Origin of the sequence: Pseudomonas sp. TH49 (assembly GCF_016650625.1) — a bacterium.
GTDB classification, from domain to species: Bacteria; Pseudomonadota; Gammaproteobacteria; order Pseudomonadales; family Pseudomonadaceae; genus Aquipseudomonas; species Aquipseudomonas fluorescens_H.
Genome location: NZ_JAEKFL010000001.1, coordinates 2,402,959 through 2,419,283, shown reverse-complemented (window position 1 = coordinate 2,419,283; position 16,325 = coordinate 2,402,959). Strand labels below are relative to the sequence as shown.

The 16,325-nt window shown below is 62.7% G+C and carries 13 protein-coding genes; 7 read left to right on the top strand and 6 right to left on the bottom strand.

Annotation, left to right across the window (positions count from 1 at the left end; translation table 11 throughout):
* Positions 1-14: 14 nt before the first annotated feature.
* Positions 15-2,531 carry an ATP-dependent helicase HrpB gene (gene hrpB, locus JFU48_RS11015; protein ID WP_201136499.1) on the bottom strand — a complete coding sequence of 839 codons (2,517 nt, stop codon included), beginning with the start codon at positions 2,529-2,531 and terminating at the stop codon, positions 15-17.
* Positions 2,532-2,893: 362 nt separating this feature from the next.
* Between hrpB and JFU48_RS11010 the strand changes: the two genes are divergently transcribed.
* Both JFU48_RS11010 and JFU48_RS11005 read left to right on the top strand, forming a co-directional pair.
* A complete protein-coding gene (locus tag JFU48_RS11010; protein ID WP_003228492.1) occupies positions 2,894-3,313 on the top strand; it encodes a hypothetical protein in 420 nt (139 codons plus the stop codon).
* 9 nt (positions 3,314-3,322) lie between these two features.
* Positions 3,323-4,231, top strand: a complete 909-nt coding sequence (locus tag JFU48_RS11005) for a cation diffusion facilitator family transporter (protein WP_103521008.1) — start codon at positions 3,323-3,325, stop codon at positions 4,229-4,231.
* On the opposite strand, the gene JFU48_RS11000 is transcribed toward JFU48_RS11005, so the two are convergent.
* A complete protein-coding gene (locus JFU48_RS11000; RefSeq protein WP_201136498.1) occupies positions 4,225-5,274 on the bottom strand; it encodes a DUF6515 family protein in 1,050 nt (349 codons plus the stop codon). The two genes, JFU48_RS11005 and JFU48_RS11000, sit on opposite strands and share 7 nt — an antisense overlap.
* A 464-nt stretch (positions 5,275-5,738) precedes the next feature.
* Between JFU48_RS11000 and JFU48_RS10995 the strand changes: the two genes are divergently transcribed.
* Positions 5,739-6,218, top strand: a complete 480-nt coding sequence (locus tag JFU48_RS10995; RefSeq protein WP_007909658.1) for an Lrp/AsnC family transcriptional regulator — start codon at positions 5,739-5,741, stop codon at positions 6,216-6,218.
* A 191-nt stretch (positions 6,219-6,409) separates the two neighbouring features.
* Positions 6,410-6,619: a DUF2788 domain-containing protein gene (locus tag JFU48_RS10990; protein WP_003228500.1), complete on the top strand. Its 210-nt coding sequence runs from the start codon at positions 6,410-6,412 to the stop codon at positions 6,617-6,619.
* Here the strand turns inward: JFU48_RS10990 and JFU48_RS10985 are convergent.
* The 4 genes from JFU48_RS10985 to JFU48_RS10970 form a co-directional block, all read right to left on the bottom strand.
* On the bottom strand, positions 6,614-7,249 hold the full coding sequence (locus JFU48_RS10985; protein WP_242486630.1) for a pseudouridine synthase: 636 nt from the start codon (positions 7,247-7,249) through the stop codon (positions 6,614-6,616). The genes JFU48_RS10990 and JFU48_RS10985 overlap by 6 nt on opposite strands.
* A gap of 72 nt (positions 7,250-7,321) precedes the next feature.
* Positions 7,322-8,821, bottom strand: a complete 1,500-nt coding sequence (gene amn / locus JFU48_RS10980) for an AMP nucleosidase (RefSeq protein WP_177434769.1) — start codon at positions 8,819-8,821, stop codon at positions 7,322-7,324.
* Positions 8,822-9,004: 183 nt separating this feature from the next.
* Positions 9,005-10,654 (bottom strand): acyl-CoA dehydrogenase family protein, encoded by a 1,650-nt coding sequence (locus JFU48_RS10975; RefSeq protein WP_201136497.1) that lies wholly within the window; start codon positions 10,652-10,654, stop codon positions 9,005-9,007.
* Positions 10,655-10,751: 97 nt separating this feature from the next.
* Positions 10,752-13,106, bottom strand: coding sequence for a hybrid sensor histidine kinase/response regulator (locus tag JFU48_RS10970; RefSeq protein WP_201136496.1), 2,355 nt, complete (start codon positions 13,104-13,106; stop codon positions 10,752-10,754).
* 473 nt (positions 13,107-13,579) lie between these two features.
* Here JFU48_RS10970 and JFU48_RS10965 point away from each other — a divergent pair, with 473 nt between their 5' ends.
* Genes JFU48_RS10965 through hemL form a run of 3 tightly spaced genes read left to right on the top strand, consistent with a single transcriptional unit; the run spans position 13,580 to position 16,318 of the window.
* The gene (locus JFU48_RS10965) at positions 13,580-14,377 is read left to right on the top strand and encodes a hydroxymethylpyrimidine/phosphomethylpyrimidine kinase (RefSeq protein WP_007960553.1); all 798 of its coding nucleotides are present in this window, start codon (positions 13,580-13,582) and stop codon (positions 14,375-14,377) included.
* Between the two features lie 18 nt (positions 14,378-14,395).
* On the top strand, positions 14,396-15,019 hold the full coding sequence (thiE, locus tag JFU48_RS10960) for a thiamine phosphate synthase (RefSeq protein ID WP_003228513.1): 624 nt from the start codon (positions 14,396-14,398) through the stop codon (positions 15,017-15,019).
* Between the two features lie 15 nt (positions 15,020-15,034).
* Positions 15,035-16,318, top strand: a complete 1,284-nt coding sequence (hemL, locus tag JFU48_RS10955; RefSeq protein ID WP_098965768.1) for a glutamate-1-semialdehyde 2,1-aminomutase — start codon at positions 15,035-15,037, stop codon at positions 16,316-16,318.
* The last annotated feature ends 7 nt before the right edge of the window (positions 16,319-16,325 follow it).

Genomic DNA, 16,325 nt, shown 5'->3' with positions numbered 1-16,325 from the left:
CGGGCAAGCAAGGCTCACTTGCGAGGTTTGATCCGCGCCGTGGCCTCGGCCACCAACGGATCGTCCGGCCAATAATGCTTCGGATAACGCCCCTTCAGATCCTTCTTCACCTCGGCATAGGTGCTGCGCCAGAAGTTGGCCAGATCCTGCGTCACCTGCACCGGCCGGCGCGCCGGGGACAACAGGTGCAGCTTGACCACTTGCCGGCCGCCGGCAATTCGCGGCGTCTCGGCGAGGCCGAACAGCTCCTGCAAACGCACCGCGAGAATCGGTGGCTGTTCGCTGTAATCCAGACGAATCGATGACCCCGACGGCACGCTGATGTGATGCGGCGCCAGCTCATCAAGCTTCTGCGGCAACGGCCACGGCAGCAGATTGCGGACGATGCTCGACAGATCCAGATTGGCGAAATGGCTGAGCCGCGAGACCTTGCCCAAGTAAGGCATTAACCAATGCTCGAGGGTTCTCAGCAACGTTGCATCGCTGACATCCGGCCATTGGCTTTCAGCCTGAGCGTTCAGATCCAATTGCCGCAACAGGGCAACCCGCGCCTGCCACTGGCGCAGTTCCGGCGTCCACGGCAACAACTCCAGCCCCTTGCGCCGCACCAGATTGACCAGCGCCTGACTGCGCGCCGCTTCGTCGAAACCGGTCAACGGTTCGCGGCTGAGGATCAGTTCGCCGACCTTGCGCTGACGCTCGGCGCGCAGCACGCCTTCGCGCTCGTCCCAGTCCAGTTGATCGACGACGTGCACTTGTTCGGCGAGCACCGAATCGAACAGCGCCGGATCGAAATCCGCCGCCAGGTAAATCCGCTCTTCCCGCTGACCCTGACGGCTGCCGAGGTCGGCGATGACAATCCACGGTTCCTTCATCAGGCTGTCGGCTTCGGCGAACAGCGCAGCGCGACCATTGGCCAGACGATATTCAGCGCCACCGGCACGCCGCTGCTGGGCAACACGATCCGGGTAGGCCAGCGCCAGCAACGCTCCGAGCCAGCGCGGGTGATCGGGATCGCTGACCGGCTCGCTGGCCTTGCCGCGCAGGTAACCCCGATATTGCCGCGCCAGTTGCCGCGCACGTTGCACACCACCCTGTGCACCGCGTGCCGCGCGTTCTTCGCCGGAGAGCAGCACCAGGCGGCTGTGCAGATCGGCACCGGCACCGCGCAAAATATCGCGCTCGCCGAGCAGTGCGGCGACGTCGCACGCCATTTGCGCCAGCCCCAGCGCCTGACCGCGCAGCAACAGATGGGCGATGCGCGGATGCGCCGGCAACTCGGCCATGGCCTGACCGTGCGCGGTCAGCGCCTCGCCTTCAAGTGCGCCCAGGCGCTGCAACAAATCCTGCGCCTGTGCATAGGCCGCTGCTGGCGGAACATCGAGCCACACCAGTTCGCCCGGAGTCACGCCCCAGCGTCCGAGTTGCAGCGCCAGACTCGCCAGATCCGCCGACAGTATTTCGGCACTGCCGTAAGCGGCGAGTTGCTCGTGCTGATCCTGCGACCATAAGCGGTAACACACACCCGGCTCCAGACGCCCAGCCCGACCCGCACGCTGGGTGGCGCTGGCCCGGGAAATGCGCTGCGTATCGAGGCGGGTCATGCCGCTGCCCGGGTCGAAGCGCGGCACCCGCGCCAGCCCGGCGTCGATCACCACGCGCACGCCGTTGATGGTCAGGCTGGTTTCGGCAATGTTGGTCGCCAGCACCACTTTGCGCTGGCCGGTCGGCGCCGGGTCGATGGCAGCGCGCTGGGCATTCAGATCCAGTTCGCCGTGCAACGGGCAGAGCAATACATCTTCACGCTCGCCGATGGCATCGCTCAGTTGCTGATGCACGCGACGGATCTCCGCCTGCCCCGGAAGGAACACCAGCAGGCTGCCGGTTTCATCGTGCAAGGCTTCAAGTACAGTCTGGGTCACGCGCTGGTCGATGTATTCGCCGGGCTGGAACGGTCGCCCCCAGCGCATCGTCACCGGGTACATGCGCCCTTCGCTGCGCAGGATCGGCGCGTCATCCAGCAACCCGGCCAGACGCTCGCCTTCCAGCGTGGCGGACATCAGCAAAATCTTCAGCGGCTGTTCAGCGCGGAACAGTTCACGACCGTTCAAACTCAGGGCCAAGGCCAGATCGGCGTCGAGGCTGCGTTCGTGGAATTCGTCGAAGATCAGCAGACCGACGCCTTCCAGCGCCGGATCATCCTGCAGACGCCGGGTGAGGATGCCTTCGGTGACCACTTCGATACGGGTATTGGGGCCGACCTTGCTGTCGAGGCGGATGCGATAGCCGACGGTTTCGCCAACCTTCTCACCCAGTTCGCTGGCCAGACGTTCTGCGGCTGCACGCGCAGCGAGACGGCGCGGTTCGAGCATCAGAATGGTCTGCCCGGCCAGCCACGCTTCATCGAGCAAGGCCAGGGGCACGCGGGTGGTTTTACCGGCGCCGGGCGGTGCTTCGAGCACGGCTTCGTGGCGTGTCGCCAAGGCTTCACGCAGGGCGGGTAAAACTTCATCGATCGGCAAAGAAATCATGCTGGCTCCCCAGGGCGTGCCCACAGTAAATTGCGAGTCGCGTTAAAGCTGTGAGCGTGCCAGGCAAGGCGCGGGACGCAGGTAAGGGTCGTTTCCTTGCCAAGTTCCGCAACGCAGCATGGCGCGTTCACAGCTTTAGCCCGGAGGGCCGAACCCCGCCAGGATTCATCAACCTTCACGCGGTGTCGATCTGGAGAAAACAACTTCAATCCTCAACGTATTTCGGTGGGGTGAGACGAGGCCGCAATTTACTGTGGGCGCGCCCTGCCGAGGGCGAGTATAACGGCGAACTGCCGGGCGTTTGTCAGGGTCTTAATTTCAAATGACGACGCTTCGTTTTCAAATGACTCAGGAGATTATCCATGCGCTTACCTTCTCGCCTGATCGGCGGTGTACTGGTCGCCACCCTGCTCACTCAACTCACGGCCTGCGGTTCGATTTTCTATCCAGACCGTCGCGGCCAGATCGACGGCAAGATCGACCCGGCGATTGCCGTGCTCGACGCCGTGGGCCTGCTGTTCTACGTGATTCCCGGGCTGATCGCCTTTGCCGTGGACTTCACCACCGGCGCGATCTATTTCGAACCGGGCCACACCGCTCAGGTCGATCCGGCCAAGCTCAAACAGGCGGTCGGCCCGGATGGTCAGGTCGATAACCTCAAGTTGCAGGCTATTCTCGAAACTGAGCTGGGCCGCAACCTGCCGCTGGACGATCCACGCCTGATCCAGCACAAGGGCAGCACTCAGCAACTGGCGATGTTTGGCCTGCAACCCGCCGCATAAGGAAATCACATGACCACCAGCCCCGAACACGCCCGCCTGCTGCGGCTGGCAACCCGCGCTTCGGTGGCGGTGGCTTGCACGCTGATCATCGCCAAAGCCATCGCCTGGTGGCTGAGCGGTTCGGTGAGCATGCTCGCCGGCCTCACCGACTCGGCGCTGGATGGCGTCACCTCGCTGCTGAATCTGCTGGCGGTGCATTACGCGCTGCGCCCGGCCGATGACGATCACCGTTACGGCCACGGCAAGGCCGAATCGCTGGCGGGCATGGCGCAGGCGCTGTTCATCGGCGGCAGTGCGGTGCTGATTGCGTTTCAAGCGTATGAGCGCATTCAGCAACCGGAGCCGCTGGGCGCGCCGTGGCTGAGCATCGGCGTGATCGTGTTCTCGCTGCTGCTGACCGCGGCGTTGCTGACGCTGCAACATCGAGTGATCAAGCAGACCGGCTCCAACGCCGTGCGCGCCGACTCGCTGCACTACCGGTCGGACATGCTGCTCAACGGCAGCATTCTGATCGCGCTGATCCTCGCCGGCATGGGCTTTCATCAACTCGATGCGTGGTTCGGCCTGGGGATTGCCGGATACATTTTGTGGAGTGCGATCCAGATCGCCCGGGAAAGCTTTTCGGTGCTGATGGATGAAGAGCTGCCGACGGACGTCAGTCAACACATGCTCGAACTGGCCTGCGCGGTACCCGGTGTGTTGGGCGCGCATGACTTGCGCACACGGATCTCGGGTAACCACTGGTTTGTGCAGTTGCATCTGGAATTGCCGGGAGAGCTGACCTTGTCAGTCGCCCACGGCATCAGCGATCAGGCGGCCGATGCGATTCACGCCGCCTACCCGCGGGCCGAAGTGCTGGTGCACGCCGACCCGCAGGAAGTGGTCAAGACCGAACGGGCACAAACCCGGATTCAGTAAGACACCTGATAACCGCGACTGCTCAGGCAATTACCCTGAGCCTGACGGTACGCCTGCACCACTTGGGGCGCCGGCTGATATGTCGCGGTGCGCGGATCGAAACCGCTCTGCTGCACGGCGTATTGGTAGCACTGATAACCGTCCTGCTGCACCTGTTCCGGCGACTGACCGTTGGCCGGATAAGCCTGCACGTCATACCCCTGGCTTTGTGGTTGAGGTGACGGCGGCTGAACCGGCGGCTCGACCACCACGTAATCCTGGGTCGACTCCTCATACGCATAGTACGAACCGGCAGCGAGGAACAGCAGCGCACCGCCGATCCACACTTCACGGGCGTAGTCCGGCAGATAGTGGGTACGAATGCCCCGTGGCGGCTGCACGACGATGTAGCGTGGGCCTTGCGGGCGATACCAGTAGCCACCGGAATAGAAGTAATCCTGGCCGCGATACGGCACGCGGTATTCGCGATCCGGGAAGCGGTCGATCACATGCCCCGGGCGGTATTGCGGGCCGGGGCCCCAACCGTTGCCATGCCCGTCCGGGCGACCCGGCCAGCGATTATCGTTGGGCCGATTGTTGCCGGCCTGCCAGTGCTGGTTGTTGTAACCGTTCTGCGGACGCTCGTCGCGGTAGTAACCCTGGCGCGGTTCCTGGGTCTGGCGCACGGCGTCGGGCCGTGGCTGGATCGGCAGGTTGTTGGCCGGCGACGGCGATGGCTGATGCACCGGGGCCGGTTGATTCGGCGCGCGGTTCTGGTTCTGCCACTGGCCATTGTTGTGCTGCTGGCCGTTGTGCTCGAACTGGCGACTGTTGTCGCCACGAATGATTTCGTTGTTTTGCGGACGAGGTTGATTTTGCGGCGGCGGATTGTTCTGCCCGTGCGGCGGATTGTTGCCACCATGGCCTTGATTGTTGCCCTGATGCTCCGGACCACGCCCGTCATTCTCGGGACCACGGTTCTGCGGCTCATCGGCAAGCGCTTGCGCACTGACACTCACACATAGCAAACCAACACTGGCCAGACGCCAGATGCGCGACTTCATGCTTTTCCTCACTGCGGGCTAGGCCTGTAATTGAGTGGACCTGTAGCTAAGACCGGGAAACCACAGTCCGGGTTCTGCGACAGGTTATCAGTCACGCAACTTATTTATTGAGGCCGGCATTCTCCGTGGCGGGCAAATCGCAGGCAAGAAAAAAGGGAGACCCGTCGGCCTCCCTTTAGAGAACTTCGTCCTGGCTCGACGCTTTTGACGTCGGCTCACCTCACGCCGTCTTCTGGACAGTGTGCAGCTCGGGGGCCGGCACATCCCCGGTGGGGGTGGCGGCCGCGGCGGGCCTGATTGGGCGGGCCGCAGTGGACTGTGTTACCGAGCAGTGATTCTGGTGATAAGAATAGGCCGCGAGGCGCGACAGAGGATTGCGAAGATTGCTCAAATAAACACTGCTTGCGCAATTTTTAACCCTGGATAGATAATTCGCCGCAATAGTTACAACCAAGGACAGATTCATGAGCAAACTCGACCGTTATGACCTGAGCATTTTGGCGGAATTGCAGCGCGACGCCCGCATCTCCAACCAGGAACTGGCCGAGCGCATCGGTCTGTCGCCCTCCCCTTGCTCGCGCCGGGTCAAGCAACTGGAAGACGACGGCTACATCTCGCGCCAGGTCGCCCTGCTCGACCGCAAGATGCTCGGCCTGAGCCTGACCGCCTACGTGCTGATCGGCATGGACCGGCACACCCCGGAGCGTTTCGAGAACTTCGAAGCGGCGATCCGCACTCTGCCGCAGGTGCTGGAGTGCAGCCTGGTGACTGGCGTCGATGCCGACTATCAGTTGAAAGTGGTGGTGCCGGACATGGATCACTATCAGAAACTGCTGCTGGGGCATCTGACCCGGATTGAAGGCGTAACCAGCGTGCGTTCGAGTTTTGTGTTGAATCAGGTGCTCAATAGCACTGAATTGCCGCTGACCCATCTGCGTAGCTGACATCGCCTTCGCGAGCAAGCCCGCTCCCACAGGGAAATGCATTCCGAATGTGGGAGCGGGCTTGCTCGCGAAGAGGCCGGCACAGGCGACCACCATCACTGCGGCATACCGACACAGGTCAATGCGCCCGCAATTCCCCTCGGCGTATAATCGCCCAGCCCTTTCAGCCCTGTGCGCGCCGGAGATGCCCGATGGATCCTGCAGTATTCGAAGAGTGGATGATGACTGGCCTGGTCAGCATCCTGATCATTTTCATGGGTTTCATCGTCTGGGATCTGGCGAAGAAGTCCAAGGCCGGGCGTTTCGGCTCGTTCATCCTGTTCTTCGTCCTGGGCCTGGGCGTGGCCGCATTCATCATCAAGAGTGTGGTGATCGGCCTGATCGAATCCGGCGCTCTATAGACGCGCCGGCACTTCTTTCCACTGACCCTGATCGAGCCCTTCGAGCGTCCAGTCGCCAATCCGCACCCGCACCAGCCGCAACGTCGGCAACCCCACCGCGGCGGTCATCCGCCGTACCTGACGGTTGCGCCCTTCACGAATCACCAGCTCCAGCCAACGGGTCGGCACCGTCATGCGAAAGCGCACCGGCGGATTGCGCGGCCACAGTTCAGGTTCCTCCAGTTGTCGCGCCTCGGCAGGCAAAGTCATGCCGTCATTCAGCTCGACACCTTCGCGCAGACGCTGCAACTGCTCGCCTGTCGGCACGCCTTCGACCTGCACCCAGTAAGTCTTCGCCAGTTTGTGTTTCGGATCAGCGATGCGCGCCTGCAACTGGCCGTCATTAGTCAGCAACAACAAGCCTTCGCTGTCGCGATCAAGGCGTCCGGCCGGATAGATACCGGGCACGTCAATGTAATCCTTGAGCGTCGCCCGCCCGCCTTCGTCGCTGAACTGCGTCAGCACATCGAACGGTTTGTTGAACAGGATCAGCTTCGGCTCGGCCGGCGGCGCCTTGGCGACACGACGCGGAGCTGAGGAGGATGGCTTCGCACCGGGACGGCGGGAAGGAGGACGCGGGGGACGGGACATGGGCAAAACAACATCTGGCGATCTGGGCTGACAATGCTAGTGCCCCGACCGCCAAATGACCACGACTAACCGTTAACGGAACGGCGGCTCGTCGAAGCTGCGCAGTTTGCGCGAGTGCAGCGAGTTGAGTTCGGTGCGCAGCAGATCCACCGCCTCGATACCGATCTTCAAGTGCTGGCTGACCGCGCGCTCGTAGAACGCGTTGGCCGAGCCCGGCAGCTTGATTTCACTGTGCAGCGGTTTGTCCGAAACGCACAGCAGCGTGCCGTACGGCACCCGCAGGCGATAACCCTGGGCGGCGATGGTGCCGCTTTCCATGTCCACCGCCACGGCGCGGGACAGGTTGATCAGCGGACGTTCCTGCGCCCAGCGCAGTTCCCAGTTGCGGTCATCGTAGGTCAGCACAGTGCCGGTGCGCAGGCGCTTTTTCAGCTCTTCGCCCTTCTCGCCGGTGATATTGGCCGCGGCTTGTTGCAGCGCCAGCTGCACTTCGGCGAGCGCCGGGATCGGAATGTTCGGCGGTACTACGCGGTCGAGAATCCCGTCGCGACGCATGTAGGCGTGAGCCAGCACGTAGTCGCCGATAGTCTGCGACTGCCGCAGGCCGCCGCAGTGACCGATCATCAGCCAGCAATGCGGACGCAGCACCGCCAGGTGGTCGGTGATGTTCTTGGCGTTGGACGGGCCGACACCGATGTTGACCAGGGTCACACCGTGGCCGTCATTGGCGATCAGGTGATAGGCCGGCATCTGGTAGCGGTGCCAGACCACGCCAGCGGCAATCGCCGACGCTTCGCCGTGATCCATGCCCTTCTCGATGATCACGTTGCCCGGCAGCACCATGCGCACGAAACGCGGGTCGTTGCGCAGTTGTTCCAGGCCATGAACGATGAACTGGTCGACGTAGCGGTGGTAGTTGGTCAGCAGGATCCACGGCTGCACATGACGCCAGTCGCTGCCGGTGTAGTGCACCAGGCGACGCAGGGAGAAGTCGACGCGCGCGGCATCGAACAGCGCCAGTGGCAGCGGATCGGTGTTTTCCCAATCGTAGAGACCGTCGGCAATGCCATCGGTGGCGGCGGACAGGTCGGTACTCGGGAACACCCGCGCCAGCACCGCAGCGGTAACGCCGGAGCCGGCCAGTTCATCGCCCTGCTCGACCACGTACGGATACGGAATGTTCTGCTGGCTGACGCCGACTTCCACGGTCACGGTGAAGTCGTGCATCAACGGCACCAGCTGTTCCAGCAGGTATTTGCGGAACGCCTTCGGATGGGTGACGGTGACGCTGTAGGTGCCCGGCAGTTGCACCTTGGCGTAGGCGCGGGTGGTCTGCGGCACTTCGCCCTGACACAGGTAGGTCAGACGCAGTTCGGGGTAACGAAACAGAGCACGCTGTTCGGCGTCGGGCTCGACGCGATCCTTGAGATACCGCTTGAGCGCCGAGTTCAGCGCAGTGGTGGCCCGCTCATGCAGCTCGGCCAGACGATCCACGGCTTGTTCGGCGGTTTGAACGACAATAAACGCTTCGGTCACGATCAGCTTCCTGTGTTCTGACTTGCAGAGCTTCATCTTGCCTGCATCGTGGCGTCACGGGAACAGTGGCGTTGTGGCTGTACCCAAATCTCCCTGTCAATGGAGATCCCCCTGTGGGAGCGGGCTTGCTCGCGAATGCGCAGTGTCAGTCGACCTATCCATTGACTGACACACCGCATTCGCGAGCAAGCCCGCTCCCACAAGGGGATTTGTGTTGAGTCAGAAACCCTGCGGGGTTGAGCGGGCGACGATGGCGTCGACGTCCAGCCCACGCGGCAGTGCGCCGTAGACCCGGCCGCCACCGCTCAAACGGCTGGCGATGAATGCATCACTCACTGCTGAGTTTCCGGCCTCCAGCAACAGCTTGGCCTGCAGCCCCAGCGCAATGTCCTCAGTCAACTGCCGCGCCCGATACTGAATGTCGCTGGTGTCCTTGAACTGTGCCTGCAACTGCTGGATATGCGCGGCCAAACGCTTATCGCCATGGCCATCGCCCAATTCGCTGAACAACACATCGAGCACACCCGGTTCTTTCGACAGCGCACGCAATACGTCCAGGCACTGCACGTTGCCCGAGCCTTCCCACGTCGAGTTAACCGGCGCTTCGCGATACAGGCGCGGCAGGATGCTCTCCTCGACATACCCAGCGCCGCCCATGCATTCGGCAGCTTCATTGATCATTCCGGGGGCGCGTTTGCAGATCCAGTATTTGCCCACCGCCGTCACCAGCCGGGCGAATTGCGCTTCATGGCGATCATCCAGATGATCCAGCGCCTTGCCCATGCGCAGACTCAGCGCCAGTGCGGCTTCGCTTTCCAGGGCCAGATCGGCCAGCACGTTCTGCATCAACGGTTGCTCGCTGAGCAGTTTGCCGCCGACCTTGCGGTGCGCGCAGTGGTGGCTGGCTTGGGTCAGCGCCTGACGCATCAAGGCGCTGGAGCCGACCATGCAATCGAAACGGGTCATCGCCACCATCTCGATGATGGTCGGTACGCCGCGCCCCTCTTCGCCGACCATCCACGCCAGCGCGCCGCGAAACTCGACTTCACTGGAGGCGTTGGACTGGTTGCCGAGTTTGTTTTTCAGGCGCTGGATGTAGAACTGATTGCGCGTGTCGTCCGGGCGATGGCGCGGCAGCAGGAAGCAGGTCAGGCCCTTGTCGGTCTGCGCCAGCGTCAGGAACGCATCGCACATCGGCGCCGAGCAGAACCACTTGTGCCCGAGCAGTTCATAGGCTTGGCCCGGGCCACTGGCACCCACCGGATAGGCCTTGGTGGTGTTGGCGCGCACATCGGTGCCGCCCTGTTTTTCGGTCATCGCCATGCCGATGGTCACGCCGGCCTTGTGCGCCATGCCGACGTTGCGCGGGTCGTATTCGGTGGCGAGGATCTTCGGTAGCCACTGTTCGGCCAGATCCGGCTGCAAACGCATGGCCGGGACGCTGGCGAAGGTCATGGTCAACGGGCAACCGCTGCCAGCCTCGGCCTGGCTGTGCAAATAGCTCATGGACGCGCGGGCGACATGCGCGCCGTCCTGCGGATGCGCCCATGGCAACGACGTCAGGCCATGTTCGATCGCGGTGCGCATCAGCTCGTGATAAGCGGGATGGAATTCCACCAGATCAATGCGATGACCGTAGCGGTCATGGCTGACGAATACCGGTTTGTTCTGATTGGCGAGGAACCCGGCTTCCATCAGCGGCCCACCGGCCAGCGCGCCATAGGTGTCGATCCGCGACTCGGCCCAACCGGCACCAAAACGGCGCGACCACTCCTGCAGCGGCAGATCAATGCGGTACAGGTTGGCGCCGTCCAGCGACGGTGGCTGGTTGGTGACTTCGTGGGTTTCGGCGAACTGATGCAGGTTCATGACGGGGCTCCTTTGGTCAGCCAAGGAATCCAGTTAAGCACCGGGCCGCCGCTGATCAAAGTGTCATATGCGCCGAACTTCCGGCGCTTTCACCCTATTACGCGCTGAGCACCCGACGCTCCAGCGCCGTTTGCAGGTCTTCGAATTTCACTGGTTTGTTCAGGTAATCGATGCGCGCAACAGGTGCGCAATGCTCGCGATCCGTGCCCAGGGCCAGCATGAATACCGGCAGATTGGCGCAGCCGGGCAACCCATGAATCTGGCAGCACAACGAGGCCCCTTCGTGGCTGGGCAACTGGCAATCGATCAGCACCGCATCGAAGGCCTCGCGCTGCAGATAATCCAGCGCCGCCGCGCCGTTGTCCGCCGTGCGTACGCGGAACCCCAGTTTGAGCAGCATGCCGCGCATCACCAGTTGGTTGACGCTGTTGTCATCCACCAGCAACACCGTGCAGTCCTGCGGCGCACGGCTGCGCTCGTGCAGCGCGTCCGCGGTTGGCGCCGCCTCGACTTCCGGCAGCTCGAACTCGACATCCAGCTGAAAACGGCTGCCGCTGCCAGGTTGGGAGCGGTGCGTGAGCTTGCCGCCGAGCAGTTCCACCAGTTGCCGACAGATCGCCAGCCCCACGCCCAGTCCGCCGTATTCGCGGGTCATCGAGCCATCGAGCTGGAAGAAGCGCTGGTACATCGTCGCCTCGCCCAGATCGGTGAAACCGATGCCGGTGTCGATCACCGCAAACGACAACGCTAGGCGATTCTCTGCCGCCGGTTTGCCAGTGACCCGCAGCGCGAGACCACCGACCCGGGTGAACTTGATCGCGTTGTCCAGCAGGCACTCCAGGCACTGCGCCAGTTTGGCGCTATCGCCGTGCAAGCGATCCGGCAGGGTCGGCAGCACCTCGACCTTGAAGTCCAGCGACTTGCTGGCCGCGTTGCCATCGAACTGCACGCGCAAGGCCTCGACCACCGCGCGCAGGCTGAAGCTGCCCGGCGTCGCCTTGAGCTTGCCGGCCTGCAGTTCGGTGAGGGTGAGGATGCCGTTGACCATGCGCATCATGTCCCGGGCGGAACCGGCGGCGGTTTGCTGGTACTGCTCCAGCTCGGGTTCCAGCTCGACGGTCTGCATCAGCTCCAGCGAACCGATCACGCCGTTCATCGGCGTGCGCAATTCGTGAGTCAGCGTCGCGAGGAATTCATCCTTGAGCTTGTTGCTGTGGGCCAGTTGCTGGTTGAGCACTTCGAGTTTCTGCCCGGCATCGAACAGGGTCTGCGCCTGTTGCTCGCGCATCGCGTTGATGCGATCCGCCAGCGCCAGCGACAGCAGCGCCACTTCGATCGCCGAGCCGATCTGGCTGGCGTACATGGTCAGGAACACGTTCGGCAGCAGGCCGAGCACCATCAGCGTATTGACGATGCCGCCGAGCAGGAATGCCGACCAGGCAATGATGAAATAACGCGCCACGCGCAAGCCGCGCCACCAGGCGAGAATCCCGGCGGCGAAGATCACCACGGTGAACACCAGCGCCAACAGGGTCGCCAGGCGCAACGACAAGGCGTAACTGGTCATCAGCGACAGCCCGACCACCAGCGCGCCGAATGCGATCAAGGCGATCAGCAGATAGTCGAGCCAGCGGCTGTGTTTTTTGGTCTGCAGGAAACTGCGGGCGAACTGGCTGCCGAACAGGCCGGCGCAGCCGATGAAAAACGGTGTGGCGGCGTTGGTCCACCACGGATTGTCCGGCCAGAAATACTCGACCGCCGCGCCGTTCACCGACAGTTGATAAAGGCCGAACGAAGCGATGTAGAAGATGTAATAGAGGTAACTGGTGTCGCGCACGCTCAGGTAGATGAACAGGTTGTAGACCAGCATCCCCAGCAGCACGCCATAAATGATCCCCAGCACATACAGGCGCACCGGTTGATCCTCGAGGTACGCGGTGCTCGACCATAAGGTCACCGGCGCCTGGATCGAGCCTTCGCTGGCCAGGCGCAGGTACACGGTGCGTTGTTGATCCGGCTTGAACTCAAGGTCGAACAGGTAGTTGTTCTGGCGGATCTCGCGACTGGCGAACGGCAAGGCGTCGCCGGTTTGCCGGATCAGTCGGTAGTCGCCATTGGCATCGGCCATATAAAGGTCGAGGTGATCGAGCGGCGGATACGCCAGTTCCAGCAGCCAGGTGCGCTGGGCGGCCGGGTTGTTCGGACGGTAATGCAGGTCGATCTTCAGCCAGAACGCCGAGCGCGAGTAACCGGCATTGAGCGTGGCTTTATCGTGGGGTTTGAAATTGCCCGCCGCCGCTTGAGCGCGGACGTCGGCGATGCTCGCCTGACCGCTTGGGTCCTCGAACACTTGCAATGAGCGGCCCAGGGGAAGGCTCTGGGTATTTTCGTCGAACTCGACGGCGCTTGCGAAGAGGGGCAAGCAGAACAGCAACATCAGCAAATAGCGCATTGAAGCCCCAGCGTGGCTCGTCCGGTTGTGTCAGGAAGCCCCCCATTCCCTTTGAGTAGACGTAAAACCGGTATTACCTGTTATTGGTTTGGATCCAGACTAGCATAGCCGTTGATGGCCATTGAGCACCATCGAAATTTTTCCTACAAAGGCTCTAGAACGGGCGTTTCAGAGCAAAGCAGCGAGCTAGAGCTGTTGAGTTGGTCAGTTCACTACAACGACGGATGTTGTGAATACCTCTGTGGCGAGGGGATTTATCCCCGATGGGTCGCGAAGCGACCCCAAACCATGCAACCAGATTCTTTCAGACACGATTCATAGAATGGATTTGCGACTGCTTCGCAGCGCATCGGGGATAAATCCCCTCGCCACAATTGCTACCCGACTAATGGCCGCAATGTGTCAGACAATCTCTAGCCAAACGCTTTCAGGACTGAACCCCAAAATCAGGTTTGGTGGTAAGCTCGCGCACCATGAATATCTACAGCTCCCGCCCCGTTGTCCTCTGTCTCTCCGGCCACGACCCCAGTGGTGGCGCCGGCTTGCAGGCAGATATCGAAGCCCTGCTCGCGCAGGGTTGCCATGCGGCTCCGGCCGTCACCGCCCTGACCGTGCAAGACACCGTCAACGTCACTGACTTCCGCGTCCTCGACCGTGAGTGGGTACTGGCCCAGGCCAATGCCGTGCTCAACGACTCCGAAGTCGCTGCGGTCAAACTGGGCATGCTCGGTTCGCTGGAAATGGTCGACACCGTGGTCGAACTGCTTTCGGCGCACCCGCACCTGCCGGTGGTCTGCGACCCGGTGCTGCGTGCCGGCGGCGGCGGACGCCTGGGCAAGGATGAAGTCGGTTATGCGATGCGCGAGCGTCTGCTGCCGCTGTCGATCATTGCCACCCCCAACCTTCCCGAAGCGCGGATTCTCGCCGAACTGCCCGAAGGCACGGCGGACGAGTGCGCGGAAAAACTCTTGCCGTTCGTCAAAAACCTGCTGATCACCGGCGGCCATGGCGACGAAACTGAAATCCACAATCGCCTGTACAGCCGTGACGGCCTGCGTGAAACCTTCTATTGCCAGCGTTTGCCGGGCAGTTATCACGGTTCCGGCTGCACATTGGCCAGCGCCCTCGCCGGTCGGCTGGCCCAGGGTGAAAACCTTGCCAGCGCCGTGCGTACCGCACTGGATTACACCTGGCGCACCCTGCGCGATGCCGAACAACTGGGCAAAGGCCAGTTCGTGCCGCGTCGCCTGCCGCTGGATTTTTGCTCGTAACGTCGTGAGGTCTGCCTGATGAAACTCCGTGGCCTGTACGCCATCACCGACAGCCAATTGCTGGCGGGCAAGTTTCTGTCGTACGTGGAGGCGGCGCTGGAAGGCGGCGTCACCCTGCTGCAATACCGCGACAAAAGCAGCGACGAGGCCCGCCGTCTGCGCGAGGCCGAAGCGCTGCGTAACCTGTGCGAGCGCTACAAGACGCAGTTGATCATCAACGATGACGCCGAGCTGGCCGCACGCCTCAACGTCGGCGTGCACCTGGGGCAGACCGACGGCCCGCTGTCGCCGACCCGCGCCCTGCTCGGCTCCAAGGCCATCATCGGTTCGACCTGCCACGCGCAGCTCGAACTGGCTGAACAGGCCGCCAAGGAAGGCGCGAGTTATGTCGCCTTCGGCCGCTTCTTCAATTCCAACACCAAACCCGGCGCGCCAAGCTGCAGCCTCGATCTGCTCGACGAGGCCAAACGCAAGCTGCACCTGCCGGTCTGCGCGATCGGCGGCATCACCCTCGACAACGCCGCGCCGCTGGTGGCCCACGGGGTCGACCTGCTGGCGGTGGTCCACGGTTTGTTCGGTGCCGAGAGCACCGCCGAAGTGACCCGCCGCGCCCGCGCCTTCAACGAACTTCTGAAAATCTGATTTGAGAGCCCGATCATGTCTCGTTCCGAAACCCTGTTTGCCAATGCCCAGAAACACATTCCCGGTGGCGTGAACTCGCCGGTTCGCGCGTTCAAGAGCGTGGGCGGCACACCGCTGTTCTTCAAGCATGCCGAAGGCGCCTACGTCACCGACGAAGACGACAAGCGCTATGTGGATTACGTGGGTTCGTGGGGGCCGATGATCCTCGGCCACAGCCACCCGGATGTGCTCGACGCGGTGCGCAATCAGCTGCAACACGGCCTGTCATACGGCGCGCCGACCGCGATGGAAACCGAGATGGCCGATCTGGTCTGCTCGCTGGTGCCGTCGATGGACATGGTGCGCATGGTCAGCTCCGGCACCGAAGCGACCATGAGTGCGATTCGTCTGGCCCGTGGTTACACCGGTCGGGACAGCATCATCAAGTTCGAAGGCTGCTACCACGGCCACTCCGACAGCCTGCTGGTCAAGGCCGGTTCCGGCGCGCTGACCCAAGGTGTGCCGAGCTCCGCCGGTGTCCCGGCAGCGTTCGCCAAACACACCCTGACCCTGCCGTTCAACGACATCGACGCAGTGGAAAAGATGCTCGCCGAAGTCGGTCAGGACGTCGCCTGCATCATCGTCGAGCCAGTCGCTGGCAACATGAACTGCGTACCGCCGGCGCCGGGCTTCCTCGAGGGTCTGCGTTCGCTGTGCGACAAACATGGCGTGGTACTGATTTTCGACGAAGTGATGACCGGTTTCCGAGTTGCCCTTGGCGGCGCCCAGGCGCACTACGGCGTGACCCCGGACCTGACCACGTTCGGCAAGATCATCGGTGGCGGCATGCCGGTCGGCTGCTTCGGCGGCAAGCGTGAAATCATGGAGCGCATCGCGCCGCTGGGCCCGGTGTACCAGGCCGGCACCCTGTCGGGCAATCCACTGGCGATGGCCGCCGGTCTGACCACCCTGCGCCTGATCAGCCGTCCGGGGTTCCACGCCGAACTGACCGACTACACCACGCGCCTGCTCGACGGCCTGCAACAACGCGCCGATGCGGCGGGCATTCCGTTCGTGACCACGCAAGCGGGTGGCATGTTCGGCCTGTACTTCAGCGGCGCCGACGACATCGTCACCTTTGAAGACGTGATGGCCAGCGACGCAGCACTGTTCGGGCGCTTCTTCCACCTGATGCTCGAAGGCGGCGTTTATCTGGCACCGAGCGCTTTCGAAGCCGGTTTTACGTCGATCGCCCACGGCGAAACCGAGCTGAAAATCACCCTGGACGCTGCCGAGCGCGCCTTCGCCGCACTGAAGTAATGCCCGT